30 protein-coding genes and 1 pseudogene are annotated in these 26,133 nt (G+C 65.4%); 14 read left to right on the plus strand and 17 right to left on the minus strand.

Translation table 11 applies throughout. The annotated features are described in order from the left end of the window. The first annotated feature begins 134 nt into the window (after nucleotides 1-134). Both FNL56_RS24585 and FNL56_RS24590 read left to right on the plus strand, forming a co-directional pair. A complete protein-coding gene (locus tag FNL56_RS24585) occupies nucleotides 135-884 on the plus strand; it encodes a hypothetical protein (RefSeq protein WP_143575455.1) in 750 nt (249 codons plus the stop codon). A gap of 223 nt (nucleotides 885-1,107) precedes the next feature. Further along, complete coding sequence (locus FNL56_RS24590; protein WP_143575456.1) at nucleotides 1,108-1,776, plus strand: hypothetical protein; 669 nt, start codon at nucleotides 1,108-1,110, stop codon at nucleotides 1,774-1,776. 136 nt (nucleotides 1,777-1,912) lie between these two features. Here the strand turns inward: FNL56_RS24590 and FNL56_RS24595 are convergent, their stop codons facing one another. From FNL56_RS24595 to petA, 8 genes are all read right to left on the minus strand, one after another. Continuing rightward, nucleotides 1,913-2,458, minus strand: coding sequence for an adenine phosphoribosyltransferase (locus FNL56_RS24595; protein ID WP_143575457.1), 546 nt, complete (start codon nucleotides 2,456-2,458; stop codon nucleotides 1,913-1,915). A gap of 9 nt (nucleotides 2,459-2,467) precedes the next feature. Further along, on the minus strand, nucleotides 2,468-4,645 hold the full coding sequence (locus FNL56_RS24600; RefSeq protein ID WP_143575458.1) for an anthranilate synthase component I: 2,178 nt from the start codon (nucleotides 4,643-4,645) through the stop codon (nucleotides 2,468-2,470). A gap of 198 nt (nucleotides 4,646-4,843) precedes the next feature. After that, nucleotides 4,844-5,314, minus strand: coding sequence for a GNAT family N-acetyltransferase (locus FNL56_RS24605; RefSeq protein WP_143575459.1), 471 nt, complete (start codon nucleotides 5,312-5,314; stop codon nucleotides 4,844-4,846). Further along, nucleotides 5,311-5,712, minus strand: coding sequence for a PIN domain-containing protein (locus FNL56_RS24610; RefSeq protein WP_143575460.1), 402 nt, complete (start codon nucleotides 5,710-5,712; stop codon nucleotides 5,311-5,313). The genes FNL56_RS24605 and FNL56_RS24610 overlap by 4 nt, the downstream gene beginning before the upstream one ends. Next, the gene (locus FNL56_RS24615; RefSeq protein WP_143575461.1) at nucleotides 5,702-5,938 is read right to left on the minus strand and encodes an AbrB/MazE/SpoVT family DNA-binding domain-containing protein; all 237 of its coding nucleotides are present in this window, start codon (nucleotides 5,936-5,938) and stop codon (nucleotides 5,702-5,704) included. Before FNL56_RS24615 ends, FNL56_RS24610 begins: the two co-directional genes overlap by 11 nt. Nucleotides 5,939-5,992: 54 nt before the next feature. After that, nucleotides 5,993-6,667 carry a dienelactone hydrolase family protein gene (locus tag FNL56_RS24620; protein WP_143575462.1) on the minus strand — a complete coding sequence of 225 codons (675 nt, stop codon included), beginning with the start codon at nucleotides 6,665-6,667 and terminating at the stop codon, nucleotides 5,993-5,995. Between the two features lie 177 nt (nucleotides 6,668-6,844). Then, on the minus strand, nucleotides 6,845-8,908 hold the full coding sequence (locus FNL56_RS24625; protein ID WP_143575463.1) for a cytochrome c1: 2,064 nt from the start codon (nucleotides 8,906-8,908) through the stop codon (nucleotides 6,845-6,847). Between the two features lie 71 nt (nucleotides 8,909-8,979). Next, nucleotides 8,980-9,507 carry a ubiquinol-cytochrome c reductase iron-sulfur subunit gene (petA, locus tag FNL56_RS24630; protein ID WP_143575464.1) on the minus strand — a complete coding sequence of 176 codons (528 nt, stop codon included), beginning with the start codon at nucleotides 9,505-9,507 and terminating at the stop codon, nucleotides 8,980-8,982. 466 nt (nucleotides 9,508-9,973) lie between these two features. Between petA and FNL56_RS24635 the strand changes: the two are divergent. The 4 genes and pseudogenes from FNL56_RS24635 to dmeF all read left to right on the plus strand — a co-directional run bounded on the left by FNL56_RS24635 (nucleotide 9,974) and on the right by dmeF (nucleotide 13,127). After that, nucleotides 9,974-11,266: pseudogene (locus FNL56_RS24635) on the plus strand (PepSY-associated TM helix domain-containing protein). Between the two features lie 71 nt (nucleotides 11,267-11,337). After that, a complete protein-coding gene (locus FNL56_RS24640; protein WP_143575465.1) occupies nucleotides 11,338-11,784 on the plus strand; it encodes a tRNA (cytidine(34)-2'-O)-methyltransferase in 447 nt (148 codons plus the stop codon). A gap of 66 nt (nucleotides 11,785-11,850) precedes the next feature. Beyond that, complete coding sequence (locus FNL56_RS24645; RefSeq protein WP_143575466.1) at nucleotides 11,851-12,129, plus strand: metal/formaldehyde-sensitive transcriptional repressor; 279 nt, start codon at nucleotides 11,851-11,853, stop codon at nucleotides 12,127-12,129. Between the two features lie 32 nt (nucleotides 12,130-12,161). Further along, nucleotides 12,162-13,127, plus strand: coding sequence for a CDF family Co(II)/Ni(II) efflux transporter DmeF (dmeF, locus tag FNL56_RS24650; protein ID WP_143575467.1), 966 nt, complete (start codon nucleotides 12,162-12,164; stop codon nucleotides 13,125-13,127). Nucleotides 13,128-13,152: 25 nt separating this feature from the next. On the opposite strand, the gene FNL56_RS24655 is transcribed toward dmeF, so the two are convergent. The 4 genes from FNL56_RS24655 to FNL56_RS24670 form a co-directional block, all read right to left on the minus strand. Further along, on the minus strand, nucleotides 13,153-13,347 hold the full coding sequence (locus FNL56_RS24655) for a hypothetical protein (protein ID WP_143578358.1): 195 nt from the start codon (nucleotides 13,345-13,347) through the stop codon (nucleotides 13,153-13,155). A 157-nt stretch (nucleotides 13,348-13,504) separates the two neighbouring features. After that, nucleotides 13,505-13,720 carry a hypothetical protein gene (locus FNL56_RS24660; protein ID WP_143575469.1) on the minus strand — a complete coding sequence of 72 codons (216 nt, stop codon included), beginning with the start codon at nucleotides 13,718-13,720 and terminating at the stop codon, nucleotides 13,505-13,507. A 124-nt stretch (nucleotides 13,721-13,844) separates the two neighbouring features. Next, nucleotides 13,845-14,576: a Crp/Fnr family transcriptional regulator gene (locus tag FNL56_RS24665; RefSeq protein WP_143582425.1), complete on the minus strand. Its 732-nt coding sequence runs from the start codon at nucleotides 14,574-14,576 to the stop codon at nucleotides 13,845-13,847. Between the two features lie 107 nt (nucleotides 14,577-14,683). Next, nucleotides 14,684-14,863, minus strand: coding sequence for a hypothetical protein (locus FNL56_RS24670; protein WP_143575471.1), 180 nt, complete (start codon nucleotides 14,861-14,863; stop codon nucleotides 14,684-14,686). Nucleotides 14,864-15,166: 303 nt separating this feature from the next. On the opposite strand from FNL56_RS24670, the gene FNL56_RS24675 reads away from it, so the two are divergent. After that, complete coding sequence (locus FNL56_RS24675; RefSeq protein WP_143575472.1) at nucleotides 15,167-15,349, plus strand: hypothetical protein; 183 nt, start codon at nucleotides 15,167-15,169, stop codon at nucleotides 15,347-15,349. 13 nt (nucleotides 15,350-15,362) lie between these two features. Here the strand turns inward: FNL56_RS24675 and FNL56_RS24680 are convergent, their stop codons facing one another. Then, entirely contained in the window at nucleotides 15,363-15,833 is a 471-nt protein-coding gene (locus FNL56_RS24680) for a hypothetical protein (protein ID WP_143575473.1), read from the minus strand. A 241-nt stretch (nucleotides 15,834-16,074) separates the two neighbouring features. Between FNL56_RS24680 and queE the strand changes: the two genes are divergently transcribed. The 4 genes from queE (at nucleotide 16,075) to FNL56_RS24700 (ending at nucleotide 18,146) form a co-directional block, all read left to right on the plus strand. Next, nucleotides 16,075-16,707: a 7-carboxy-7-deazaguanine synthase gene (gene queE, locus FNL56_RS24685; protein ID WP_143578359.1), complete on the plus strand. Its 633-nt coding sequence runs from the start codon at nucleotides 16,075-16,077 to the stop codon at nucleotides 16,705-16,707. A gap of 28 nt (nucleotides 16,708-16,735) precedes the next feature. Next, a complete protein-coding gene (locus tag FNL56_RS24690) occupies nucleotides 16,736-17,101 on the plus strand; it encodes a 6-pyruvoyl trahydropterin synthase family protein (RefSeq protein WP_143575475.1) in 366 nt (121 codons plus the stop codon). Nucleotides 17,102-17,119: 18 nt separating this feature from the next. Beyond that, nucleotides 17,120-17,845 carry an aspartate/glutamate racemase family protein gene (locus tag FNL56_RS24695; protein ID WP_143575476.1) on the plus strand — a complete coding sequence of 242 codons (726 nt, stop codon included), beginning with the start codon at nucleotides 17,120-17,122 and terminating at the stop codon, nucleotides 17,843-17,845. Between the two features lie 97 nt (nucleotides 17,846-17,942). Further along, nucleotides 17,943-18,146 (plus strand): YodC family protein, encoded by a 204-nt coding sequence (locus tag FNL56_RS24700; RefSeq protein ID WP_143575477.1) that lies wholly within the window; start codon nucleotides 17,943-17,945, stop codon nucleotides 18,144-18,146. Between the two features lie 200 nt (nucleotides 18,147-18,346). On the opposite strand, the gene FNL56_RS24705 is transcribed toward FNL56_RS24700, so the two are convergent. The 4 genes from FNL56_RS24705 to FNL56_RS24720 are packed head-to-tail and all read right to left on the minus strand — an operon-like array spanning nucleotide 18,347 to nucleotide 21,160. Next, the gene (locus tag FNL56_RS24705) at nucleotides 18,347-19,603 is read right to left on the minus strand and encodes a CCA tRNA nucleotidyltransferase (RefSeq protein ID WP_143575478.1); all 1,257 of its coding nucleotides are present in this window, start codon (nucleotides 19,601-19,603) and stop codon (nucleotides 18,347-18,349) included. Beyond that, nucleotides 19,600-19,863: a DUF6111 family protein gene (locus FNL56_RS24710; protein WP_143575479.1), complete on the minus strand. Its 264-nt coding sequence runs from the start codon at nucleotides 19,861-19,863 to the stop codon at nucleotides 19,600-19,602. The genes FNL56_RS24705 and FNL56_RS24710 overlap by 4 nt, the downstream gene beginning before the upstream one ends. After that, on the minus strand, nucleotides 19,860-20,525 hold the full coding sequence (locus FNL56_RS24715) for a CoA pyrophosphatase (RefSeq protein WP_210245434.1): 666 nt from the start codon (nucleotides 20,523-20,525) through the stop codon (nucleotides 19,860-19,862). The genes FNL56_RS24710 and FNL56_RS24715 overlap by 4 nt, the downstream gene beginning before the upstream one ends. 8 nt (nucleotides 20,526-20,533) lie before the next feature. Continuing rightward, a complete protein-coding gene (locus FNL56_RS24720) occupies nucleotides 20,534-21,160 on the minus strand; it encodes a DUF1285 domain-containing protein (protein WP_143578360.1) in 627 nt (208 codons plus the stop codon). Between the two features lie 214 nt (nucleotides 21,161-21,374). Between FNL56_RS24720 and FNL56_RS24725 the strand changes: the two genes are divergently transcribed. Genes FNL56_RS24725 through FNL56_RS24735 form a run of 3 tightly spaced genes read left to right on the plus strand, consistent with a single transcriptional unit; the run spans nucleotide 21,375 to nucleotide 26,133 of the window. After that, nucleotides 21,375-22,376 (plus strand): AAA family ATPase, encoded by a 1,002-nt coding sequence (locus FNL56_RS24725; protein ID WP_143582426.1) that lies wholly within the window; start codon nucleotides 21,375-21,377, stop codon nucleotides 22,374-22,376. Next, on the plus strand, nucleotides 22,376-23,320 hold the full coding sequence (locus FNL56_RS24730) for a DUF58 domain-containing protein (RefSeq protein WP_210245435.1): 945 nt from the start codon (nucleotides 22,376-22,378) through the stop codon (nucleotides 23,318-23,320). Before FNL56_RS24725 ends, FNL56_RS24730 begins: the two co-directional genes overlap by 1 nt. Then, entirely contained in the window at nucleotides 23,320-26,133 is a 2,814-nt protein-coding gene (locus tag FNL56_RS24735; RefSeq protein WP_143582578.1) for a DUF4159 domain-containing protein, read from the plus strand. Before FNL56_RS24730 ends, FNL56_RS24735 begins: the two co-directional genes overlap by 1 nt.

The raw sequence follows: 26,133 nt of genomic DNA on the forward strand, positions 1-26,133 counted from the left end.
TCGCCCAAGCGACGCTTTCGGGTCATTGAAATCCCCCATCTTTCTGCCATGTTCGCGCCCAAACCCGGCTTGGGCTATTGTTCGCCCAAGCGATTCTCCATCGCGCGAAATTATCCGGCACGTAAAGGAATTCCATGGCTAAGCCAGCAGTGATTGTGGTCGGCGCGGACAAGGGCGGCGTCGGCAAGACCACCGTGTCGCGGACGGTTCTGGATTATTTCAGCGCCAACAACGTGCCGACCCGCGCCTTCGACACCGAGGCGCCGCGCGGTACCCTGAAGCGCTTCCATTCGGACATCACCGAGATCGTCGACATGACGACCACGGCCGACCAGATGAAGATCTTCGATACGCTGAACTCTTCGGCGCCGTCGGTCACCGTGATCGACATCCGGGCCGGACTGATGTCCAAGGCGCTCGCCGATCTGCGCGACATCGGCTTCCTCGACGCCGCCAAATCCGGTCAGATCACCTTCGCCGTGTTTCATATCCTCGGCCCGTCGATCGCATCATTGGACGAGATCGCCGAGACCGCCGGCTTCATGGACGGCGCGAAATACTTCCTGGTGAAGAACTTCATCAACAACACCAGCTTCTTCGAGTGGGACCAGGCGACCTACAATTCGTATTTCCACCGCATCAAGGGCGCCACCGAGATCACCATCCCGAAGCTCAACGAGATGGCCTACGAGCAGGTCGAAGTGTCCTCGGTGCCGTTCCTGAAATTCGTCGCCAACAAGGGCGTCAACGACGAGGCCGCGAACTACTCCTTCGTGCTGCGCGGCTATGTCCGACACTGGCTGGCCAACGTCTGGAGCGAGTTCGACCGCATCAAGCTGACCGACCTCGTCAACGACAAGCCGAGCCGCCCCGGCGAGAAGTAAGGCAGCCGCTTTCTTCACCTCTCCCCTCTAGCGAAGCTTCGCTTCGCGTGGGGGGAGAGGTCGACCGGGCGAAGCCCGGTCGGGTGAGGGGCCTTCGCTTTTTTCGAGAGGCCGGTGCCCCCTCACCCCAGCCCTCTCCCCAACGGGGAGAGGGGGCGCGAGGCCGGCGTCCAGCCTTCAATAAAACGCAACTACAATCCCTGCCGCCCGATATATTCGCCCCATGCGCCGCACCCCGGTCTACATCATCTGCTCGACACGCCCGCAGGTCGGCAAGACGCTGATGGCGCGGCTGCTGACCGAATTTCTCGCGCTGCAGCGCGGCGGCGTGACGGCGTTCGACGTAAATCTCAAAGAACCGTCGCTGCTGGATTTCCTGCCTAAACTGACCGAGACCGCCAGCGTCGAGGATACGTTCGGCAAGATGGCGCTGATGGACCGGCTGATCGTCAATGACGACCAGGGCAAGGTGATCGACCTCGGCTACCACGCCTTCGACGAATTCTTCCGCATGACCGCCGAGATCGGCTTCGCCAAGGAAGCGGCGCGCCGCGGCGTGGCGCCGATCGTGCTGTTCATGGCGGATACCGACCGCGCTTCCTTACGCGCCTATGCGACGCTGCAGGAGCAGTTTCCGGATCGCGCGCTGTACACGATCGACAACGAGCACGTGCTGCGCGGCGAGATGCCGCCGCCGCTCGGCCGCGGCCATGTGATTCCCATCGCGGCGCTGCCGGTGTTCCTGAAGACCTATATCGACCGGCTGAATTTCTCGTTCACGAACTACCTGCGCAGCGAGAAGGATTCATCGACCGAGCTGCACCAGTGGATCCGGAAGAACTACTTCAGCTTCCGCGAGATCGAGCTGCAGCTGTTGTTGCAGAGGTCGTAGCAAAATCGTGTCGTTCCGGGGCGCGAGAGCGTAGCTCGAGCGAGCCCGGAATCCCGACATGTTCAGCGCTGAACAGTCCGAGGTTCCGGGTTCACGCGCGGCGGGTGCCGCGCATGCCCCGGAACGACAGTTTTCCTTAATGCCCGTCGAAGCTCATCAGCGTGCGCACCGGCACGCCCATCGCGCGCAGTTTCGCCGCGCCGCCGATGTCCGGCAGGTCGATGATGAAGCAGGCCGCGATCACTTCGGCGCCGATCTGGCGGATCAGCTTGACCGCGCCCTCGGCGGTGCCGCCGGTGGCGATCAGGTCGTCGACCAGGATGACGCGCTCGCCCGGCTTGATGGCGTCGACATGGATTTCCATTTCGTCGAGGCCGTATTCCAGCGAATAGGCGATCCGCGCCGTGGTATGCGGCAGCTTGCCCTTCTTGCGGATCGGCACGAAGCCGGCCGACAGCTGATGCGCGATCGCCCCGCCGATGATGAAGCCGCGCGCCTCGATGCCGGCGACCTTGTCGATCTTCAGCCCGGCCCAGGGCTGCACCAGCTCGTCGATCGCGCGGCGAAACGAGCGCGCGTCGCCGAGCAGCGTGGTGATGTCGCGAAACAGGATGCCGGGCTTCGGGTAATCCGCGATGGTGCGGACGGAGGCTTTGAGGTCGTGTTCAAGTTCGGGGGTCATCGACGTCTTTCAGAGGATTGATGTTTGGTTGAATTTGTCACCGAGCCGGAACGCGTTTTCGACGATGCGCAGGCCGACGTCGCCGCCGAGCGACATCAGCGATTCCGGGTGAAACTGCACGCCGCCGATCGGCAGCGTCTTGTGCTCCAGCGCCATCGCGACGCCGTCCTCAGTGGCGGCCGTGACGGTGAGTACCGCGGGCATGCTGGCCTGCTCGACGAACAGCGAATGATAGCGGCCGATCACGATCTCGTTCGGCAGGTTGAACATCAGCCGCCCGCCGCGGTTCTGCACGCGCGACGGCCGGCCATGCGCCGGCTGCGCCAGCTGACCCAGCACACCACCGAAATATTCGCCAATCGCCTGCACGCCCAAGCAGACGCCGAACACCGGCAAATGTTTCGCCAGCGCGGTGTCGATGGTGCCCTTGATGCCGAAATCCTCCGGCCGGCCCGGCCCCGGCGACAGCACCAGCAGGTCGAATTTTTCACGCGCGAGCACCGTCTGCGCGTGCACATAGCGCACCACCGTGACATCAGCGCCGACCTGGCGAAAATAGTCCGCCAGCATGTGGACGAACGAGTCGTCGTGGTCGATCAGCAGCACCTTCTTGCCGGAGCCCGACGCATCCGGCGCGAATGACGACAGCGGCTTCGGCGCGTCGCCGCGCAACGCCTGGAACAAAGCCGCGGCCTTGGTCTGGCACTCGATCTCCTCGGCGACGGGATCCGAGTCGAACAGCAAGGTCGCGCCGACGCGGACTTCGGCGAGGCCGTCCTTCATGCGGATGGTTCGGATGGTGATGCCGGTGTTGAGCCCACCATCGAAGGTCACGGCGCCGATTGCGCCCGCGTACCAGCGGCGCGACGAGCGCTCGTTGTCCTCGACGAACTGCATCGCCCATTTCTTCGGCGCGCCGGTGACGGTGACGGCCCAGGCATGCGTCAGGAATGCATCGAGCGCGTCGAAGCCGGGGCGCAGCATGCCCTCGACATGGTCGACGGTGTGAAACAGTTTCGAATAGGTCTCGATCTGGCGGCGCGCCAGCACCTTGATCGAGCCGGGCACGCAGACCCGCGCCTTGTCGTTGCGGTCGACGTCGGTGCACATGTTGAGCTCGAACTCGTCCTTCTCCGAATTCAAGAGTTGGCGGATCTGCTCGGCATCGCCGATCGCATCCACGCCGCGCGCGATGGTGCCGGAGATCGGGCAGGTCTCGATGCGGCGGCCGTCGGAGCGCACGAACATTTCCGGCGAGGCCGCGACGAGGAATTCGCCGTCGCCGAGATTCATCAGCGCGCCGTAGGGCGAGGGATTGATCACGCAGAGCCGCTGGAACACTTCGGCCGGCGAACGTTCGCAAGGCTCGGCAAACAACTGCCCGGGCACCGCCTCGAACAGGTCGCCGCGGGCAAAGGCGGCGCGCGCGGTCTCCACCGTGCGCTGGTAATCGCCCGGCGCGTGATCGGAAAAACCCTGGCGCGGCTGTTTGGTGTAGCCACTGTCCGGCGTGTCGCGCGAAAGACCGGCGGTGGAGCGGCCGTTCCAGGTGAAATCATAGCTCAGAGTGACGCCACGGCCGGTGGCGCGGTCATAGGCCAGGAGCCGGTCCGGGAGGTACAGCACGATATCGCGCTGGTCGGCCTCGCGGGCGCGCTTCTGCTGGAGGTCCTCGATCTGGAACACGAGGTCGTAGGCGAAGGCGCCGAACAGACCGAGCATCGGGTCTTCCGACGAAAACAGCCGCGCCACCATCTCGCGCACCAGCGACATCACCGAGGCGCGGCGGGTGCGCTGGTCCTCATCGATCGGCGCATCGCCACGGACGATGTGGCCCTTGAGACGGCTTACGGTGCGCTCGTCAATGACGACGCAGGCCTCGGCCAGCGTGTCGCCGAGGAAAGAGATCAGCACCTCGCCGCGGGCGTTCAGCGCGGTCAGCGCAAACTCCGGGCCGGTGGTCTCCAGCAGCAGCGGCGGGTCGGCAAAGCCGAGATCGAAGCTCTCGTAGCGGCCGGGCACCGTGGTGCCGGACGACAGCACCACGCCGCGGCGGTGGTCGAGATGCTCGATCAGATGGTCGAGCGCAGCGCCGCCGGTGAAGGCATCGGCGTGCCGGAGCACGGCAAGGCCGCCGCGGGTCTGGTAGGCCGTTTCGGGGGGAAGCGAAAAAACCGTCCTGTTCATGGGGTCCTCTTACAAAATCCGGGAGAGGCGCGCCACACAGGACATACGAACAGAGGCCGTCGCACTGCGAGGGCGGCCTTAGACGATCGAAACACGAAAAATCGCACAGCCACCTCGGGTCAGGAGGTGCGCCACCAGAGCAGGAGGGTGCGAAGGGCTGCGTTCATGGCCGGAATGAGCCACGGCGGGCGGGCGAGGTCAAGGGCGGTCGCGGGCGAAAACCGTCATCCGGAGCCCGCCGACACCGTCCTCGATCGGGGTCCAGCCCAGTTCCTCGTAATACGACCGCCGCGCCGGCCGGGCCGTCAGATAAACACGCGGGACGCCGAGGCCGAAGGCGTAAGCCGTCGCGTGATCGACCAGTTGCCGCCCGACGCCGCGCGAACGGAACGCTGGCTCTATCCACACCGCAGCCACCCACGGGGTATATTGCGGGCGTTCGTCGAGGTCAGAGGCGATGATCGAGGCGGTGCCGGCGAACGCTTCGCCGACGTGAGCGACAAAAGCGCATGGAATGGGGCTTGCGACCATGTTTTCGCGCAGCCGGCCAACGATGTAGTCGAGCGGCACGCCATTCGGCTGCCACCACGCGCGCCAGATGCGATCGGCGACGGCGTCGAAGAATTCAGGTCTTTGGCGGAGATCGGAGATCGCGGGCGTGATGCTCATGGCGCAAACGGATTTGCGATGCGCAGCCGGTTATCGACCAGCATGCCGTGCTGCATGTCCTCCGACCACAGCGTCTCGCATTCCGCCGCGAGCGCCGCGGCGACGATGAAACTGTCGTAGATGGCGAAGCCGTAGCGCTCGGCGAGGCGCAGGCCGGCTTCGTGAGTTTCGAGCGTCAAAGGCTCGACCTTTACAAACTCGCGCACGGTGTTTAGCAGGCGATGGATCTCGCTCCACGACATTCCAGATTTTCGGCGTGAGACGCGCTTCATCTCGTTCAAGACCTGAACGCTGATGAAGCCACCCTTGTAGAGCAGCGAACGAACGCGCTCGATCTTCTGGCTTTCGGGAGCAGCCAGATAGAGCAGAGCGTTCGAATCGAAGAAACTACCGCTCATTCGCCTCATCACGGTCGAATTTGAAATCGGGCGGCATCATCCCTTGGAAGTTTCTCAACCGCTCGAACGCTTCCTCCCGGCGTTTTGCCGCCTCCTCGGTTGACACCTGCGGCTCCGCCCGCTTCACTTCCACCACCACTTCGTCGCCCTCCTTCAAGCCGAGGCGGGCAACGTCGTCCGCGGAGAGACGGACGGCGAGGCTGTCTCCGATCTTGGTGACGATCATGGCCATGCTCCTGATATGCAGCCGGAGCGAGCATATCAGGAGTTGGCGGCCTCGTTAAGCGAGGTGCTTGTGGAAGAACGCCGTCGCCCGGCCCCAGGCGAGCTCGGCGGCCTCGCGGTCGTGCACCGACATGCGCTGCTCGTTGACGAAAGCGTGGTCGGCCTCGTAGCGGAAGAATTCCGCGGCCTTGCCGGCGGCCTTGAGCCCCGCCTCGAAGGCGTCGACCACGGCGGGCGTGCACCAGTCGTCGCGGCTGGCGAAGTGGCCCTGCAGCGGGATCTTGACGTCGGCCGGCTTGGCGGCGCCTTCCGGCGGGATGCCGTAGAACGCCACGGCGGCGCCGAGTTCGGGGATCTTGCAGGCGCCGATGATCGACACCGCGCCGCCCATGCAGAAGCCGGTGAGGCCGACTTTCGCGCCGTTGCGCGCGAGATATTGCGCGGCGCCGCGCACCGTCTGGGTGGTGGCGTCCATGAAGTCCAGCGAGTTCATCTCCTTCGCCGCGGCGTCGGTGTCGTGATAGGGCACCACCACGCCGTTGTAGAGATCGGGTGCCAGCGCGTCGAAGCCGGCCAGCGCGAAACGGTCGGCGAGGCCCTTAATCTGCTCGGACAGGCCCCACCATTCCTGGATCACGATCACGCCCGGCGCGTTGCCGGTCGCCGCATTGGCAAGATAGCCCGTGGCGTCCTGGCCGTCCGGTCGCTTGAAGCTGATGGTGGTGCCCATGATGTCCTCCGAGGGGTGTTGCCGCTGTATTGAGAGGTAATTAGACGGCGGGCGGATGACAAGGCAACTGCCTCGCTCGTCGTCCGCGCGAAAGCGGGGACGACAGGGAGAGCGTACACGTCGCGCAACAAAAAAGCCCCCGAAGGGGCTTTTTCATCCAGTCGAACCGGCAACCGCTCAATGCGCGTCGGCCCAGACCTTCTTCTTGGTGAAGTACAACAGCCCCGCCAGGATGATCAGGAACACCATGACCTGCAGGCCCATTTTCTTGCGCGCCTCAAGGTGCGGTTCGGCGGTCCACATCAGGAAGGTGGAAACATCGTGGGCGTAATTCGCCAGCTTCTGCGGCGTGCCATCCTCATACGTCACCTGATCGTCCGACAGCGGCTTCGGCATCTTGATGGCGTGGCCCGGGAAGTAGGTGTTGTAATAGGAGCCTTCCGGGAGCGTGAAATCGGCCGGCGGCGGATCGACATAGCCCTGCAGCAGCGCGTCGATGTAGTTCGGGCCCTTCTCCTGGAACTGCGTGAAGAAGTCGAACACGAACTGCGGAAAGCCGCGGTCGTAGTTACGCGCCTTGGCCATCAGCGAGAGGTCCGGCGGATAGGCGCCGCCATTCGCCGCGCGCGCGGCGTTCTCGTTCGGGAACGGCTTCGGAAACGGATCGGCGAGACGGCCCGGCCGGTCGAACATGTCGCCGGCGTCGTTCGGACCGTCCTTGACCTGGATCTCGGAGGCCACTGCCAGCGCCTGCGCCTCGGTGAAGCCCGGACCGCCGGGATCCGCAAGGTTGCGGAAGTGCATCAGGCTCATCGAATGGCAGGTCGCGCAGACTTCCTTGTAGACCTTGTAGCCGCGCTGCAGCGCGCCGCGGTCGAACTTGCCGAACGGACCGGCGAACGACCAGCTCAGCGACGGCGGCGTCGGTCCGCCCTCTGCGGCCCTGGCGTCCTGCGCGCCGCCAAACACCAGGCCACCGGCGACGATCAGGCCGACCAGCGCTCCGGCGACCTTCTTGCCGTATTTGGCCAGCACGTCATCGGCAATCGAATTCGGTACCGCGCGTGGCTTCTCTATCTTGCTGAGCACCGGCAGCACGATCAGGAAGTAGGCGAAGTACACGAAGGTCAGGATGCGGCCGGCGATGATGTAGATTCCTTCCGCCGGCTTGCCGCCGAGCCAGCCGAGCAGGATGCAGGTTACCACGAACATCCAGAAGAACTGCTTGGCGAGCGGGCGATAGCGCGACGAGCGCGTTTTGGCGTTGTCGAGCCAGGGCAGGAAGGCCAGCACCAGGATGGCGCCGAACATCGCGATCACGCCGCCGAGCTTGCTCGGGATCGAGCGCAGGATGGCGTAGAACGGCAGGTAGTACCATTCCGGCACGATGTGCGCGGGCGTCACGCCCGGGTTGGCCATGATGTAATTGTCGGGGTCGCCGAGGTAGTTCGGCACGTAGAACACGAACCAGGCGAAGAAGATCATGAAGCAGACCATGGCGTAGCCATCCTTGATGGTGGCATAGGGCGTGAACGGCACGGTGTCCTTCTCGGTCTTCGGCTCGACGCCGGTCGGATTGTTCTGGCCGGCGACATGCAGCGCCCAGACGTGCAGCACGACGACGCCGGCGATCACGAAGGGCAACAGGTAATGCAGCGAGAAGAAGCGGTTCAGCGTCGGATTGCCGACCGAGTAGCCGCCCCACAGCAGCGTCACGATGCTGTCGCCGACATAGGGGATAGCGGAGAACAGGTTGGTGATGACGGTGGCGCCCCAGAAGCTCATTTGGCCCCACGGCAGCACATAGCCCATGAAGCCGGTCGCCATCATCAGGAGGTAGATGATAACGCCGAGAATCCAGAGGACCTCGCGCGGCTCCTTGTACGACCCGTAATACAGGCCGCGGAACATGTGAATGTAGACGGCGATGAAGAACATCGAGGCGCCGTTCGAGTGCAGATAGCGCAGCAGCCAGCCGTAGTTCACGTCGCGGACGATTTGCTCGACCGAGTTGAAGGCCATGTCGACATGCGGGGTGTAGTGCATCGCCAGCACCACGCCGGTGATGATCTGCACGCCGAGCATGAACGAGAGGATACCGCCGAACGTCCACCAGTAGTTCAGGTTGCGTGGAGTGGGATAGGTGACGAATGCCGAATGCATGAGGCCGACGATCGGCAGCCGCCGCTCGAGCCACTTCAAAGCTGGGTTTGTGGGCTGGTAGGTGGATGGTCCGCTCATGATGCGATCCTGAGGAGAGAAACGTTGGGACAAGCGAGAGGTCGGGCGAAACGCCGCGGCATCGCCACGGCTCAGCCGATCTTGATCTTGCTGTCGGATGCGAAGGCGTAAGGCGGCACCGGCAAATTCAGCGGCGCGGGGCCGGACCGGATGCGGCCCGAAGAATCATACTGCGAACCATGGCACGGGCAGAAGAAGCCGTCGTACTTGCCTTCATGGGCGATCGGAATGCAGCCGAGATGGGTGCAGATGCCGATCACCACCAGCCACTGGTCATGGCCTTCCTTGACGCGGGCCTGGTCGGTCTGCGGATCGGGCAGGCTCGCGATCGTAACCGCGCGCGCCTCGTCGATCTGCTTCTTGGTACGGTGCATGATGTAGATCGGCTTGCCGCGCCAGAACACCTTGATGTCCTGTCCTTCGGCGATCGGCGCCAGGTCGACATCGATCGGCGCACCCGCCGCGATGGTCGAAGCGTCCGGGTTCATCTGGGAGATCAGCGGCCAGACGACGGCGGCTGCTCCCACGGCAGCCACGGCGCCCGTGGCCACGAAAAGGAAATCACGGCGCGTGTGTTCCGCCGAAGACGTTGTCGTCACGATTCCGAGCCCTTTCTATCTGCGGCCGGTGACTGCCATACCGGCCACGCAAACGCGTTTACCTGATACGAACCGGCGCCCGCGGTGTTTCCCCGCGGCGGCAGGACCTCACTTACGGCCGCAATGCGGCAGCAAACAGTCCAGAATCGTTCTATTCGCACCGTTGCCGCGGTAGTGCAAGTCTGCTGGAGGTCCAGAAAGATGCGATGCACCATCAAAATCGCCGTTTCCGCGCCGCGGACTATCGGCGACCGAATGCCGGGCTTTCGGCAGCCAGCCGGCCCGACACCGACGCGACCGGGAAGCCGCGAGATCGAAACCGGATCCGGGGCTCAGCCTCTATCGAGGCTCGCAAGCGGTAGTGGCCGCTGGCCGATTAGAACCCTCCTAATCGATACCACCGGCAGGTCGCCGACAGTATCGACCTTTGCTAGGTAGGGCCACGGCAACAACACGGGCGCGCGGAATGAGATCGTTATTCGGAAAACTGCATCGCTAGGCGGGGCTTGCCACCGCCGGCTTTCTGTTCTTTTCCGGCGTCACGGGTACGGTGATCTCGTGGGATCACGAGCTCGACGATCTCCTGAACAAGCAATTTCACGACGTCACCTCGAGCGGCCCAGCGAAACCGTCGGTCGAACTGGCCGCACTAATCGAGCAGCGCGACCCGCGGGTGCGGGTGAATTATCTGATGACGACGCCGGAAAAGGGCGAGTCGCTGTCGTTCTTCGTACAGCCGCGGATCGATCCCGCCACCGGCAAGCGCTACACCGACGTGGCCTACAACCAGGTGTTCCTCGATCCCAACAGCGGCGCCGAACTCGGCAAGCGCTATTGGGGCGCGGCGTGGCCGGTCACGTCGGAGAATTTCGTCTCGTTTTTCTACAAGCTGCATTACACCATGCACATTCCGGAATTCTGCGGCAGCGACCGCTGGGGTGCCCGGCTGCTCGGCATCATCGCTATCATCTGGACCATCGACTGCTTCGTCGGTTTCTATCTGACGCTGCCGGCGCGGCGGCTGATCCGGGCCGGTGCCGCACCCTCGGTGGCGCGCGCATTCGGCCGCGGCTTCTGGGCGCGCTGGAAGCCGGCATGGAAGATCAAGACCGCGGGTAGCGCCTATCGCATCAATTTCGGCATCCACCGCGCCTTCAGCCTGTGGACCTGGGGGCTGCTGTTCATCGTCGCGTTTACGGCATTTTCGCTGAACCTGTATTTCGAAGTGTTCTCGCCGATCATGAAGCAGGTCTCGGACTACACGCCGACGCCCTACGAGTTGCGCGAATATCGCGACCTCGACCATCCGATCGAGCCGAAGATGACATGGTCCGATATTTTGGCGCGAGCCACCGCCGACGGCAAAGCCCGCGGCTGGGAGGCGCCGGTCGGGTCCTTGTTCTATGGGCCGGCGCACGGCGTCTATGCCGCGGCGTTCTTTCATTCCGGCGACGACCACGGTGCCGCTGGTGTCGCCCCGGCGCAGCTTTATTACGACAGCGAGGACGGCCGCGGAATCGGCGATCGCGTGCCGTGGGTCGGCACCGCCGCCGACATTTTCGTGCAGCTGCAGTTTCCGCTGCATTCCGGCCGCATCATCGGCCTGCCCGGCCGCATCCTGATTTCGATCATGGGGCTGGTGGTGGCGGCCTTGTCGGTGACCGGCGTGGTGATCTGGTGGCGCAAGCGCCGCGCCCGGGTGCGCGTCCGCGACACCACCGAAGCGCGGTCGAACGGCCGTCTGGCGCCGGCGGAATAGCCGGCTTGCGGCCCGGCCGCCGGGGCGCTATCGCCTGCCGGGATGGCGGATGAAGCCGCCCCGGAGACCTCATGCGCCTCGCGCTCTACCAGCCGGACATCCCCCAGAACACCGGCACCATCCTGCGGCTGTGCGCCTGCCTCGACGTCGAGGCGCATATCATCGAGCCGGCCGGCTTTCCGGTCTCCGACCGGCATTTTCGCCGCGCCGGAATGGACTACCTCGATCAGGTCAGCATCGTCCGGCACGATTCCTGGGGCCATTTTGCGCGCTGGCGCACCGAGCAGCATTTGCGCCTGGTGCTGTTCACCACCAAGGGCGCCACGCCCTATCTCGAGCATCGCTACGCGGCCGACGACATCCTGCTGTTCGGCCGCGAATCCGCCGGCGTGCCGGACGACGTCGCGGCCACGGCCGATGCCCGCGTGGTGATCCCAATCCGGCCCGACCTGCGCTCGCTGAACCTTGCCATGGCGGCGGCGATGGCGCTCGGCGAGGCGCTGCGGCAGACGCGCTGACGCAAGTCGCTTGCGAAACGGTCCGCTTCCCAATATAGGGTACCCCCCTATCCCACGGAGCCGCCGATGGCGCATACGATCAAGGAAAAGAGCAAGCTTCTGGCGCGCGTCCGCCGCATCAAGGGGCAGATCGAGGCCGTCGAACGCGCGCTCGAGGCGGAGCTGGGCTGCGGCGACGTGCTGCAACTGGTGGCCTCGGTGCGCGGCGCGGTGAACGGCCTGACGGTCGAGCTGATCGAGGACCATATCGTCCACCACGTCGTCGACCCGCACCGCGAACCGGATGCCGAGCGCGCCCGCGGCGCCAGCGAGCTGATCGACGTGATCCGGACTTATCTCAAATGACCCCGGCGGATCGCCGCCACGGAACTTGCGCCATGACCGACCACGCCTTCGCCTCGCAGCACGAGCACGTCTATCTCGGCGACAATCACGACCGCAATGCGCGCCGCACCTGGTTCGTGATCGCGCTGACGGCTGCGATGATGGTGGTCGAGATCATCGCTGGCACCGCCTACGGCTCGATGGCGCTGGTGGCGGACGGCTGGCACATGTCGACGCATGCGGCGGCGATGCTGATCAGCGCGCTGGCCTATCTCTATGCGCGCAAGCAGGCCCGCAACCCGCGCTTCACCTTCGGCACCGGCAAGCTCGGCGACCTCGCCGGCTTTGCCAGCGCCGTGGTGCTGGCGCTGGTCGCGCTCCTGATCGGCTGGGAAAGCTTTTTGCGGTTCGCCAGTCCGGTGCCGATCGACTTTGCGCAGGCGATCCTGGTCGCCACCGTCGGCCTGGCCGTGAATCTGGTCAGCGCCTGGCTGTTGCGGGACGACCACCATCATCACGGCCATTCGCACGATCATGATCACGACCATGCGCATGGCCACGATCACGGTCACGGCGCGACCGACAACAATCTGCGCGCGGCCTATCTGCATGTGATGGCCGATGCGCTGACCTCGGTGCTGGCGATCGGGGCGCTGCTGCTCGGCAGCGTCTATGGCTGGCTGTGGCTCGACCCCGCGATCGGCGTGGTGGGTGCATTGGTGATCGCGCGCTGGTCTTTCGGCCTGATGCGCGATGCCGGCTCCGTGCTGCTCGACTATGTGCCGGAAGACGAAGACCTGCCGGCGGAAATCCGCGGCCTGATCGAGATCGACGGCGACAAGGTCAATGACCTGCACGTCTGGCAGGTCGGCCCCGGCCACCACGCCGCGATCATCTCGCTGTCGTCACCGGCGCCGAAATCGCTGGCCGCCTACCGGGCGCGGCTGGCTGGCATCCACGATCTGTCGCACGTCACCATCGAGGTGGACGGGCCGGCGCACCTGCAGTCTGCCACCTGATCGTCGCCGTTGCCGCCGCGACGTTTCACGTCTTGGCGGGGTGCGAAAGACTCGGCGCAAAAATGCCGCGCGCGTCGGCAGCGCAGCGCAGCACGCCGGCTTTCTTCAGGGCTTCGTTACGGGCCGCACCAACCGGCAACAAACGTGCCGCGTCTAGCGCTTCGGTGGCGCGAGCATCCCAATCATGCAGATCGGGACGGGAAGGTTTTCGCATTTTCATGGCTGGACCGGTTCGACAGAGAGAGAAGAATGGCTTTCGCCGACTACCGCGGCGCGCTGGATGCGGCGGCAGTGCGGGCATTTGAACGACCGCCAACCGTCAACCGGCGCATCCGCCTGCATCGGTGAGCCGCACCCGGTGCAGCTTGGCGGGTGGCTCATGACAGGGCCACCCGGTCCTCGACAACGTGTTTCATCAGCCAGGCGGAGTTCCTGAACAAAGCGCGCAACGACAGCGCGATCTGGCGATGCTGGTTACGCTCCGAGCCCGGCGGGAATGTCCGCGCAAAGCGCACGACGGTGCGGCGCAGATGGTGCAACTCCTCAGACGTGTAAAACTGCGCACGATCTGGAAGGCGTTCGCTAGCCGGCATAGCTCTACTCGCACTGAATGCGGGAGCACCAAAAAGCTCTCTGTCACCGGCAAAAGCCAGAAGATCGGACGATAATGATAAAGTCATAGACCGGACATTACACACCGTCTGCCCGGTATCGTACTTATACGGAACTTAACGCGCGCGTACCCAGCATGGCGGATTGATCGATCAGTGCGCGGTAGCATTCGCAGGTCATCGCTTCGAGTGCCGGGCGATCGAGAATTTGGATCACGCCACGCGAAAACATGATCAACCCCTCCCGCTGCAGCCGGCCGGCGACGTCGGTCACCGAGGTGCGCCGCACGCCAAGCATCTCCGACAGCAATTCCTGCGTCAGCGGCAAGGTGTTGCTCTCGGCGCGATCGGCGGATTGCAACAGCCAGCGGCAAAACCGGGCCTCGACGGGATGCAGGCCATTGCAGGCCGCGGTCAGGCGCGCCTGCGTCAGCAGCACTTCGTTGTAGCGGATACAGAGATTTTCTATCGCCCTGCAGTGGGCGGTGACCTGGCGGAAACGCGCCGAACTGATCCGGCTGGTAACGATCGGCAACTGCACGACGGCCCGCACCATCGAGGTGTAGAGTCCGAGTCCGGCCATTGCGCCGACCACGCCCTCGCGGCCGATGGTGGCATTTTCGATCGCCTTGCCGTTCTGCATGACCGACAGCAGGGACACCATGCCGCTGTGAGGAAAATACACCAGCTCGACCTCGTCGCCGGCTTCATACAGAACATGGCCCTGCTTCAAGGCGTGCGTCGTCAAATGCGGCGTCAGCAATGCCAGAATGTCGGCAGGCAGACCAGCCAGCAGATGATTGGGGTGGACGTGATGAAGCGAATGGGATTCGGTCATGGTGCTCTGCTGCGCAAGGCGGGAGCACAAGAACTCTCTGTCACCGATAACTGCCGAGGGCGCGCGGTGATGAGGTACCATACACGATGTATGTCCGTTGAGCGACCTTATTCGGGCCCTGCGACGAATCGACGGTCGACGCTCGCGATCTCGCGGATCCGCGCTGCAAGTTCATTCGCCAGTTCGTGAATCCGCTGTGCAATTTCCTGATCGGTCGTCAAGCGTGCCAGAGCGCGATATTCGGCGACCCGGACACGCAACTCGGCGTTGGTGTCGGTTTGATCCATCGCAAGTCTCTTTTTTTGCTGGGTGAAAGCGCCGCCGACCAAAAGGTTTCGATATACGTAGCAACACAGCTCTTGCCGCGATGGGGTGGTGAGGTCTCACCGTCGAACCGGGCGCCACGCGCCATCAAGGCGCGAATGTCGATTTGCGAGTCACCGGCCGTAGCCAGTATCCCGACGCCTACACCCAACCCAATTCGCAATACGTCACAATCCGACTCATCAACACGCGACATATACAGAATCGACGTTGCTAAGTCGCCATGGCAACGTTATGGTGCGCGCGCTCGACAGGTGGGATATCCAATGTCCAAAGATATTAAGCAGGACTACCTGAGACACGCCGAAACCTGCCTGCATCTGGCCGGCTCCATGAATGATCGGGATAGTCGCATTCAGTTGCGGGAAATGGCGGCGGCCTGGCTGCAACTGGTCGAAAACGAGCCTTCGTCCAAGGTTGGTGGCCTCGACCTTTCTCCTCGTACCTGACCGAAGAACCGTGCTACCGGCCGACGCGCTCCGCGACGTAGTGCTTGCCGCGCGCATTGAACGTCTCGCGCACGACAAAGCCGTCGGCCGGCGACATCGGTCCGATCGGGACCGGCCCGCTCGGCATGATCAGCGTGGCATCCGAGCCGACGAACACCAGCAGATGGCGGCGCTGTTCGAGCAACTGCTCCGACCATTTACGCATGCCGGTGAGATACGGTTCCTTCTGCCAGGCGAAGGGCGATTTCAGATCGACCTGTCCATAGATGAAACCGGTCGACGGCCACACGGAAAATACGATCTTGGACAGTTCCGGCTTCCACGAAGCCGGCAGTTCCTCGCTTTGCACCCACACGCAATCGAAAGCGCGGCATTGCTCCGGGCGGCTGTCGTAGATCTTGCAGCCCGAGCCGATCGCGCAATGCGGGCACCATTTGCCCGCCGGCTTGGCGAGATCGTCGATGCGATAGACCTTGCAGCACATCGTGCACGTCCCGCAGGCGCGGGCGGGCGCGGCAGAGGGGGCGGGAGCTGAAACCAGGGGCGGCTGAACGGTCGACATGGGGCCTGCGGCAATTAGGCGAGTGCGGGCTTTGGGCCCGGCGACAGGTTAGAGCAATTGAAATCTCGGTGATCACCAATAAGGAGAGCGCCGGATGGCTGCCATGCCATGGCTTTGCCCCGGTCTCTGCGCTAGACGATGCGCCAATCAGTGAGTGGATGCGGTGAGTTACGCGGTAAAAGAGATCTTTTTAACGCTGCAGGGCGAAGGCGCGCATGCCGGCCGGGCCTCGGTGTTCTGCCGGTTCAGCGGCTGCAATCTGTGGACCGGGCGCGAGCAGGACCGCGAAAATGCGATCTGCCGGTTCTGCGATACCGATTTCATCGGGATGGACGGCACTTTGGGCGGCCGTTACGCCGATGCCGATCAGCTCGCCTCGACGATCGCCGCGCAATGGGTCGGCCCGGCGGGGCATCGTTACGTGGTGCTGACCGGTGGCGAACCGCTGCTGCAGGTCGATGCCGCCCTGATCACGGCCTTGCACCGCCACGGTTTCGAAATCGGCCTCGAGACCAACGGCACCATTTTGCCGCCGGACGGGATCGACTGGGTCTGCGTCAGCCCGAAGGCCGGCGCCGAGCTGGTGGTGCAGCACGGCCACGAGTTGAAGCTGGTCTATCCGCAGCCGCAGGCGATGCCGGAGGATTTCGCGGCCATGCGCTTTGAGCGCTATTCGCTGCAGCCGATGGACGGGCCGGACGCGCTGCAAAATACCGCGCAGGCGGTGGATTACTGTCTGCGCCACCCGCAATGGCGGCTCTCCGTGCAAACGCACAAGACGCTGGGCATTCGATAGAACGACGGACTCCAGGACAAGACGTGCGATGTGGGAATTGACGAAATCGTTTCGTTTCGAGGCGGCGCATGCGCTGCCCGGCACGACTTTGGGCGAAGCCAGCCAGGAAATTCACGGCCATTCGTTTCGCGCCGAGGTGACGATCCGCGGCGCGCAGGATGCCACGACCGGCATGGTGCTGGACCTGGGCCTCCTTGAAGGCCGCATGGCCGAGGTGCAGAAGATGCTCGACCACAAGTTTCTCAACAACATCGAAGCGCTTGGCGCGCCGACGCTGGAAAACCTGTCGCGATTCATCTGGGACCGCGTCGGGCATGCAGGCCACCTCGTCCGCGTCGGCGTGTTTCGCGACTCGTGCAACGAAAGCTGCGTCTATTTCGGCCCGCAGGGCTGAACACCGGAAGGACCGCTCTTGCGCATCCTGCTGATCAATCCGAACACGACCGAAAGCGTCACCGAGCTCGTGGCGCGCCATGTCGCGGCCATCGCCGGCGATGCCGCGAGCATCAAACCGGTGACGGGTGCCTTCGGCGCCCGCTACATCTCCAGCCGGGCTTCGGCGGCGATTGCCGGCCACGCCGCGCTGGACGCGCTGGCGCGCCATGGCGCGGGCTGCGACGCGGTCTATCTCGCCTGTTTCGGCGATCCCGGCCTGCTGGCGCTGCGTGAGCTGGCGCCGGTGCCGGTGGTCGGCATGGCCGAGGCCTCGTGTCTGGAGGCTGCGCGAAATGGCCGGCGTTTCGCCATCGTCACCGGCGGCGCGCTGTGGGGGCCGATGCTGACGGAGTTCGTGGCCGCGATGGGCCTCAAAGACCGGCTTGCCGCGATACGCACGGTCGCGCCCACCGGCGGCGAGATCGCGGAAAATCCCGACGCCGCACTCGCACTGCTCGCGGACGCCTGCACGGCCTGCGCGACGCAGGACGGCGCCGAGGTCGTGATTCTCGGCGGCGCGGCTCTGGCCGGGATTGCCGAACGAATCCAGCCGATTGTACCGGTGCAGCTGCTGTGTTCCGTCGCAGCCGGCACCCGCGCGGCGGTGGCTGCCGCGGCGGCGCCCTTCAGGCGCGAAACCCCGCCGGCAATAAACAGCGTAGGGCTGTCATCCGACCTCGCTAAATCGCTCCGGGGGGCGTAGAAGCCGACCCTCGCGCATCGCTGTGTTCGGCCTGTCATCACAGGCCGCTATGAACCGGGCCGGTGTCAGACCGCTTGCAAACCCAAAGGACAGAATCATGGAATTGAAATCCGGCGACGTCGCCATGCTGAAATCAGGCGGCCATCCGATGACCGTTGCCGAAGTGAACGGCGACAACGTCGTCTGCGTGTGGATGGGCGACGAAGGCGACCTGTTCCGCGAGACCCTGCCGCTGTCGGTGCTGGAACTGGCGCTGCTGGCCTCCGACGACGAAGAAGATGAAGACGAAGACGAGGCGTAAGCCACGTCGAAGCGTTGTGAATAAAGCCGCCGGGTTCCTAGCCCGGCGGTTTTTTTTGTAGCCCGGATGAGCTTGCGCCGGCGCTCGCAGAGCGAAGGCGCGAGCGACATCCGGGGCCGGCCTATCGTTGAAGCGCTGTCCCCGGATGGCGGCACCGCGACGCTGTGCGTCGCGCCGCCTTATCCGGGCTACGATTGGCGCTACAGCCGGTGCTCCCGCGAAAATCGCGCCACGGTCTGATCCGCGATCACCGTGAGCACGTCAATCTCCAGCGGGAAATCCTGCGCCAGCCAGACGTCTTCGGCGAGCGCGATGACGTGGCCGAGGCCGGGGCCGGGAGCGACGCCGCGGGCGATAAAATCGGCCGCCTTGAGCGGAAACACCGGCGCCTTCCAGCGCTCCGGCAGCGTCACCAGCGCCTGCCACGCCGCATCGTCGGCGCCGCGGCCGTCGCGTGCCCAGGCCAGCATCAGGCGATCACGGTAGCGCGCTTCGCCGAGGCGGTACAGCCGCCGCCGCGCGATCGGATCGTCCATGCCCTTCAGCCGCCACCAGCGATGGCCCATCGAATCCAGTTTCCTGAACTCCGCATTGGTCAGCCGCAGCCGCGTCGCCAGACGCCGCGCGTCCTCGGTCACCGCAACGCCGAGCGCGCCGAGCCGCAGCACGGGATCGGGCGCGTGTGCCAGTGTCTCCTCGGCGGCGATCATGGCCGCCAGCGTTCCGGGATAGGTCACGCCGCCGAACAATTGCGACAGCAGGCCGCCGCCAGCCATCGCCTGCACGGCCGCGTGAGCGCCCGGCGCGACCAGCAGCTTCAGCAATTCCATCCGGATCCGCTCGGCCGACAGGCCGGCGATGCCGGCATGGCCGCGGATGCAGGCGAGATAGCCGTCGCGGTCCGGCGCGCCCCTGCCATAGGCGGCATGGATGCGGAAAAACCGCAGGATGCGCAGGTAATCTTCCGCGATACGGCGGTCGGGATCGCCAATGAAGCGCACGCGGCGCGCGTCGATGTCGACGAGCCCGCCGACATGGTCGTGCACCACGCCGTCGGAGGACACCGACAGGCCGTTGATGGTGAAATCGCGCCGTTCGGCGTCGCGCTGCCAGTCGCGGCCGAACGCCACTTTGGCCTTGCGGCCGAAGGTCTCGACGTCCTCGCGCAACGTCGTGACCTCGAACGGCGTGCCATCGACCACCAGCGTCACCGTGCCGTGCTCCAGCCCGGTCGGCACGCATTTGATGTGCGCGGCGCGGGCACGGCGCACCACTTCCTCCGGCAGGGCGGTGGTGGCGATATCGAGATCGCCGAGCGGCAGTTTCAACAGCGCGTTGCGCACGGCGCCGCCGACGACCCGGGCTTCTTCGCCCTCTTCATTGAGCAGCGCCAGCACCCGCGCCGCCGGCCCTGAATTCAGCCATGGCGCGTCGTGCAGCGTGCGCAGCGCAGTCATTTTTCGACCCCCGGCACCAGCCGGCCGTTTTCGAGATGCGCGGGCACGTAGGTCGAGTTCGGCGGCGCCCCGGAATAGTGCGCCAGCAGCACCAGGCTGAGCACCACCAGCAGCAAAGCGACCAACGCCAGCCGGCCGACGACACGGAGCGGCCAGGACGATTTCAGCGTGACGCCGTTCTTGCTGGCGATCAGGAAAATCGCATAGACGGCGAACGGGATCAGGAAGATGCCGACTTCGGTAAAGACGGGGCGGATCATTTCAGGCAAATCCGTTCATACATGATGCGCAGGATCCCTGCGGTCGCGCCCCAGATGTAACGTTCCGCGAACGGCATCGCGTAGAACGACCGCGCCATGCCGCGAAATTCCTTGCTGTGAACTTGGTGGTTGAGCGGGTCCATCAGAAACCACAGCGGCACCTCGAAGGCGCTCTCGACTTCGTTTTCGTTGATGGTGAGCTGAAAGCCCGGCTTGACCCGCGCCACCGTCGGCAGGATGCGGAAGCCGAACGCGGTACCATAGAGATCGAGATAGCCGATCGGCTCGACAAAGGAGCGATCCAGCCCGACCTCCTCCTCGGCCTCGCGCAGCGCGGCGTCGAGGGGCGAGGTGTCTGACGCGTCGATCTTGCCGCCGGGAAAGGCGATCTGCCCGGCATGGTCGTTGAGATGCGCGGCGCGCTGCGTCAGCAGGATGGTCGGCTGTTCGTGCTCGACGACGGCGATCAGCACCGCGGCGGGCCGGATCGGGCGCTCGGCGGCGATGATCTGCAGCATCTGGTCGGTCCCGGCATCGCCGGACAAAGGCACGACGCTGGCGTCGGTGAGGCCGGCCGGCACCTCGAAATTCAGCCGGGCGCGGGCGCGGGCGAAAAATTCCGATGAACCGATCTCTGCAGCCTGAGGCTCGGTCGTCAACATCGGTCCGTTCAAGGCGCTTCCCTCATCTGCTCCGCATCCGCCATGGCGAAGAATGCGCCGGCGGAAGCGATGCCGAACATCGGCTTGCCATCGACCACCCGCTCCTCGCCGATGTCAACCAGATCGTAATAGAGCGCCCGGGTCACCTTGGCCCAGAGGTCGGCGCGGACATGCAGATAGGGCATCAGCCCGCCATCGGCGGCGGTTTCGAAGCGCAGCCGGTGGTCGGCGTCACAATCGACCCAGTCGTCGACATTGGTGCGAAACCGCAGCCGCGGCCCGCTCTCGTCCGCCTGCTTTTCCATCTCGACCGCCAGGAACGGCGCGTCATCGACGGTAATGCCGACCTTCTCCACCGGGGTCACGAGAAAGTGCTTGCCGTCCTCGCGCTTGAGGATGGTCGAAAACAGCCGCACCAGCGCCACCCGGCCGATCGGCGAGCCCAGATAATACCAGGTGCCGTCGGAGGCGATCCGCATGTCGAGATCGCCGAAGAATGGCGGATTCCACAGATGCACCGGCGGCAGGCCGCGGACTTTACCGCCGGTAGCCTGGGTGGCCGCCGTGGTCAGGCCCTCGAGGCCGGCGGCGATCTTCGCTTGCTTCCCTTGCGCCATCTGCCCTTGCTTCGCCATGGTTATCCCTGAGGTTATCGCATCGATCTGGCATGATTGGTGCAGGCCAAATGTCGTGTTTTACCGCTACCAACTCGCCACAACGTGATGCAGTTCATAGCTGCCTGCGGATAATGTGGGGATAGTTTCATTCAGCAAAACCATGACCTTCGCTAGGGACTAGCATGGGGGTTGCGGCAAGACGACGCCGACAGACGATCACAAGGGAACGACGATGGCCGCAGACAGTGTCGAAAAACTCGAAGACGTGATCGTCCGCTCGGCGGAAACGGTCGCCGGCCAGATGCTGACCGCCAAGCAGGCGATCTCCACGGTCATCTTCGGCCAGGACAAGGTCGTCGAGAACACGCTGGTGACGATCCTGTCTGGTGGACACGCGCTGCTGATCGGCGTCCCCGGCCTCGCCAAGACCAAGCTGGTGGAGACGCTGGGCACCACGCTCGGCCTCGACGCCAAGCGCATCCAGTTCACCCCCGACCTGATGCCCTCCGACATTCTCGGCGCCGAGGTGCTGGACGAGAGCGTCGCCGGCAAAAGGTCGTTCCGCTTTATCGCCGGCCCGGTCTTCGCGCAGTTGCTGATGGCCGACGAGATCAACCGCGCCTCGCCGCGCACGCAATCTGCGCTGCTGCAGGCGATGCAGGAGCAGCACATCACGGTGGCCGGCGCGCGGCATGATCTGCCGAAGCCGTTCCATGTGCTGGCGACGCAAAATCCGCTGGAGCAGGAAGGCACCTACCCGCTGCCGGAAGCCCAGCTCGACCGCTTCCTGATGGAAATCGACGTCGACTATCCCGACCGCGACGCCGAGCGCCGCATCCTGTTCGAGACCACCGGCGCCGACGAGACGATCGCCAAGGCCGCGATCACCTCCGACGTGCTGGTCACCGCGCAGCGGCTGGTGCGCCGGCTGCCGGTCGGCGACAGCGTGGTCGAGGCGATCCTGACCCTGGTACGCTCGGCGCGTCCCGGCCCGGATGCCGGCGATGCCTCCAAGCTGATTGCCTGGGGCCCCGGCCCGCGCGCCTCGCAATCCTTGATGCTGGCGGTGCGCGCCAAGGCGCTGCTCGACGGCCGTCTGGCGCCCTCGATCGACGACGTGCTCGACCTCGCCGAACCGATCCTCAAGCACCGCATGGCGCTGACCTTCTCGGCCCGCGCCGAAGGTCGCACCATCCTCGACGTGATCCGCCAGTTGAAGTCGCGGATCGGTTGATGGCGGCTGCGCCGGACCACGCCACGCAGGAGATCCTCGCAGTCCGCCGCGCCGATGGTGAAAGCCGTTCGCTCGCAGCATCGCTGCCGCGTCTCGTGCTGGAGGCCCGGCGCATCTCCGCCACCGTGATCCACGGCCTGCACGGCCGCCGCCGCGCCGGGCACGGCGAGAGCTTTTGGCAATATCGCCGCTTCGTCTCCGGCGAGCCGTCGCAGAACGTCGACTGGCGCCGCTCGGCGCGCGACGATCATCTCTATGTCCGCGAGCAGGAATGGGAGGCCGCGCACACGATCTGGCTGTGGCCCGACCGTTCGCTGTCGATGGCGTTCGCCTCCCGGGGCGCGCTGAACTCCAAGCTGGAGCGGGCGCTGATCGTCACCTTCGCGCTGGCCGAACTCTTGGTCGCCGGCGGCGAACGCGTCGGCGTGCCCGGCCTGATGAACCCGACCTCCAGCCGCAACGTCGTCGACAAGATGGCGCAGTCGATGCTGCACGATACGCTGACCCGCGACAGCCTGCCGCCGAATTTCGTGCCGGCGGCGCTGGCCGAGGTCGTCGTGCTCGGCGATTTCTGGTCGCCCATCGATGACATCAAGACCATGCTCGCCGGCCTGTCATCGAATGGCGCGCATGGCACCTTGGTGCAGATCGTCGATCCCGCGGAAGAGACATTCCCCTATTCCGGCCGCGTCGAATTCACCGAGCCGGAAAGCGGCAATGTGATCACCGCCGGCCGTGCCGAGAAGTGGGCGACGGACTACGTCGCGCGAGTCGCCGCGCACCGCGACGAAATCCGCAATGAGACCGGGAAGCTCGGCTGGCTGTTCTCGACTCACACCACGACGCGCTCGGCCGCCGAGCTGCTGCTGTTCCTGCACAGCGGCATGGCCGTTAATAAAGCAGCCGGCGGCGGCATTATGGTCAAGGCGGGACGGTCGGCATGATGGCAGCGTTCCCCCTCGCCTTCGCCCAACCGCTGCTGCTGCTCGGCCTCGTCAGCCTGCCGGTGCTGTGGTGGATGCTGCGGGTGATGCCGCCGCGCCCGCAGCGCATCGCCTTTCCGCCGACCCGGCTGCTGTTCGAGATCGCGCCTAAGGAAGAGACGCCGTCGCGCTCGCCATGGTGGCTGACGCTGCTGCGCCTGCTCGCCGCCGCGCTGATCATTTTCGCCGCCGCCGGCCCGATCTGGAATCCCCAGACCGGCGCCACCGCCTCGAAGGCGCCGCTGGTGATCCTGCTGGACGACGGCTGGTCGGCGGCGTCGAGCTGGGACGCCCGCATCAAGGCCGCCGACGAGTTGATCGCCAATGCGGATTCGGATCGTCGCGGCGTGGCGCTGGTACCTCTGTCGGAGCCTGCCCGCGACATCACGCTGCTGCCGTCCGGCACCGCGCGCGTGGCGCTGCGGCAGCTTTCGCCGAAGCCCTACGCGATCGAGCGCATCGAGACGCTGCCGTCGCTGGACCGTTTCCTGAAAGCCACCGGCGACAGCGAGCTGGTGTGGCTGTCCGACGGCGTCGATACCGGACGCGGCGTCGAGTTCACCCAGGCGCTGGGCAAGACGATCGGCGAGCGCGTGCTGACGATCTATGACAACGGCGCCGTGCCGGCGCATGCGCTGGTCGCGGCCGAAAACGCCGCCGCCAAAATGACCGTCAAAGTGCTGCGCGCGCAGGGCGGCGGGCTGGATGCCGGCGTGGTGCGCGGGCTGGACCAGAAGGGCTCGCCGGTCGGCGAAGCTGCATTCTCCTTCGCGCTGAACGAACGCGAGACCGAAGCCTCGTTCGAACTGCCGGTGGAATTGCGCAACGACATCGCAAGGTTGGAGATCGCCGGCGAGCGTTCGGCCGGCGCCGTGCAACTGCTCGACAAGCGCTGGCGCCGCCGCTCCATCGGCATTGTCTCGGGTGCCACCTCCGATACCGCGCAGCCATTGCTGGCCTCGACATTCTACCTGACCCGCGCGCTGGCGCCGTTCGCCGACGTCCGGCTCGGCGACCGCGGCGCGCCGCAGCAGGCGATTGCCCAATTCCTCGACCAGAAGCTGCCGATGATCGTCATGGCCGATGTCGGAACGCTGTCGCCGGAAATCCGCGAGCGCCTCAATGCGTGGATCGACCTGGGCGGCGTGCTGGTGCGCTTTGCCGGCCCGCGCCTCGCGCAAGCCGATGACGATCTCGTGCCGGTCAAACTGCGCCGCGGCGGCCGCCAGCTCGGCGGCAGCCTGACCTGGGAGAAGCCGCAGCTTCTCGCCTCCTTCACCGCCGACGGCCCGTTCGCCGGCCTCGCCGTGCCGAAGGACATCACCGTCAACCGCCAGGTGCTGGCCGAGCCCGACGCGGCACTCGCCAACAAGACCTGGGCCTCGCTGGTGGACGGCACGCCGCTGGTCACCGGCGAGCGCCGCGGCAAGGGCATGGTATCGCTGTTCCATGTCAGCGCCGACATGCGCTGGTCCGATCTGCCGCTGTCCGGCACCTTCGTCGAGATGCTCCGCCGCGTCGTCGATCTGTCCGGCTATACATCGACGCCGGGCGCCGGCGTTGAAGGCCAAACCGGCAGCGCCAGCGTGGCGCCGCTGCGCACGCTCGACGGCTTCGGCGCCTTCGGCCCGCCGCCCTCGACCGCCAAGCCGCTGCCGGCCGATTTCCGCGACCGCGCCAGTATCGACCATCCGCCCGGCTTCTACGGTCCCGCCGACGGCCCGCTCGCCGTCAACGCGCTGGCCGCCGCCGACCGCATCGCGCAGCTCGACACCTCCGCGCTGAAGGCGCGACGTGCGAGCTACACATCGGCCGAGCCGCGCGACCTTCGCGGCATCCTGTTGTCGACCGCGCTGCTGCTGTTCCTGATCGATGCCATCATCGTCGCACTGCTCGGCGGCGGCTTTGCCGCGCTGCTGCGCCGGCGAACCGTGCCGGCAGCCCTCGCGATCATGCTGGCGCTGTCGGCGGTGACGGGTTCGTACACATCCGCGCATGCCGATGCGGCGTCCGACGACTTCGCCATCAAGGCAATATCGCAGACGCGGCTGGCCTATGTGGTGACCGGGAATGCCGACGTCGATTCGATCGTCAAGGCGGGCCTGACCGGGCTGACGCTGTTTCTGGCCCAGCGCACCGCGCTGGAGGCCGGCGAGCCGGTCGGCATCGATCCCGCGCGCGACGAACTCGCCTTCTTCCCGCTGATCTACTGGCCGGTGATCCCCGGCGCGGCGAAGCCGTCGCAGGACGCGCTCAACCGGATCGACGCCTATATGAAACAGGGCGGCACGGTGTTGTTCGACACCCGCGACGCCGTCGAGGCGCCGCCCGGACCGAACGGCGAGTCGCAGACGCCGGGCATGCTGACCCTGCGCAACATCCTGTCGTCGCTCGACGTGCCGGAGCTGGAGCCGGTGCCGCGCGAGCACGTCTTGACCAAGACGTTCTTTCTGCTACGCGACTTCCCCGGCCGCTTCAATTCGGGACCGACCTGGGTCGAGACGCTGCCGCGCGACGACGGCGACGACGCGGCGTCGCGTCCTGCGCGCGGCGGCGACGGCGTGTCGCCGATCATCATCACCTCCAACGATCTGGCCGGCGCCTGGGCGCTGCGCCCCGACGGCCAGCCGATGCTGCCGATGGTGCCCGGCGAACCGCGCCAGCGCGAATTCGCCTTCCGCGCCGGCGTCAACATCGTGATGTACACGCTGACCGGCAACTACAAGGCGGACCAGGTCCACGCCCCCGCGCTGATCGAACGGCTGGGACAGTAA

The organism is Tardiphaga sp. vice304, assembly GCF_007018905.1.
Taxonomy (GTDB): domain Bacteria; phylum Pseudomonadota; class Alphaproteobacteria; order Rhizobiales; family Xanthobacteraceae; genus Tardiphaga.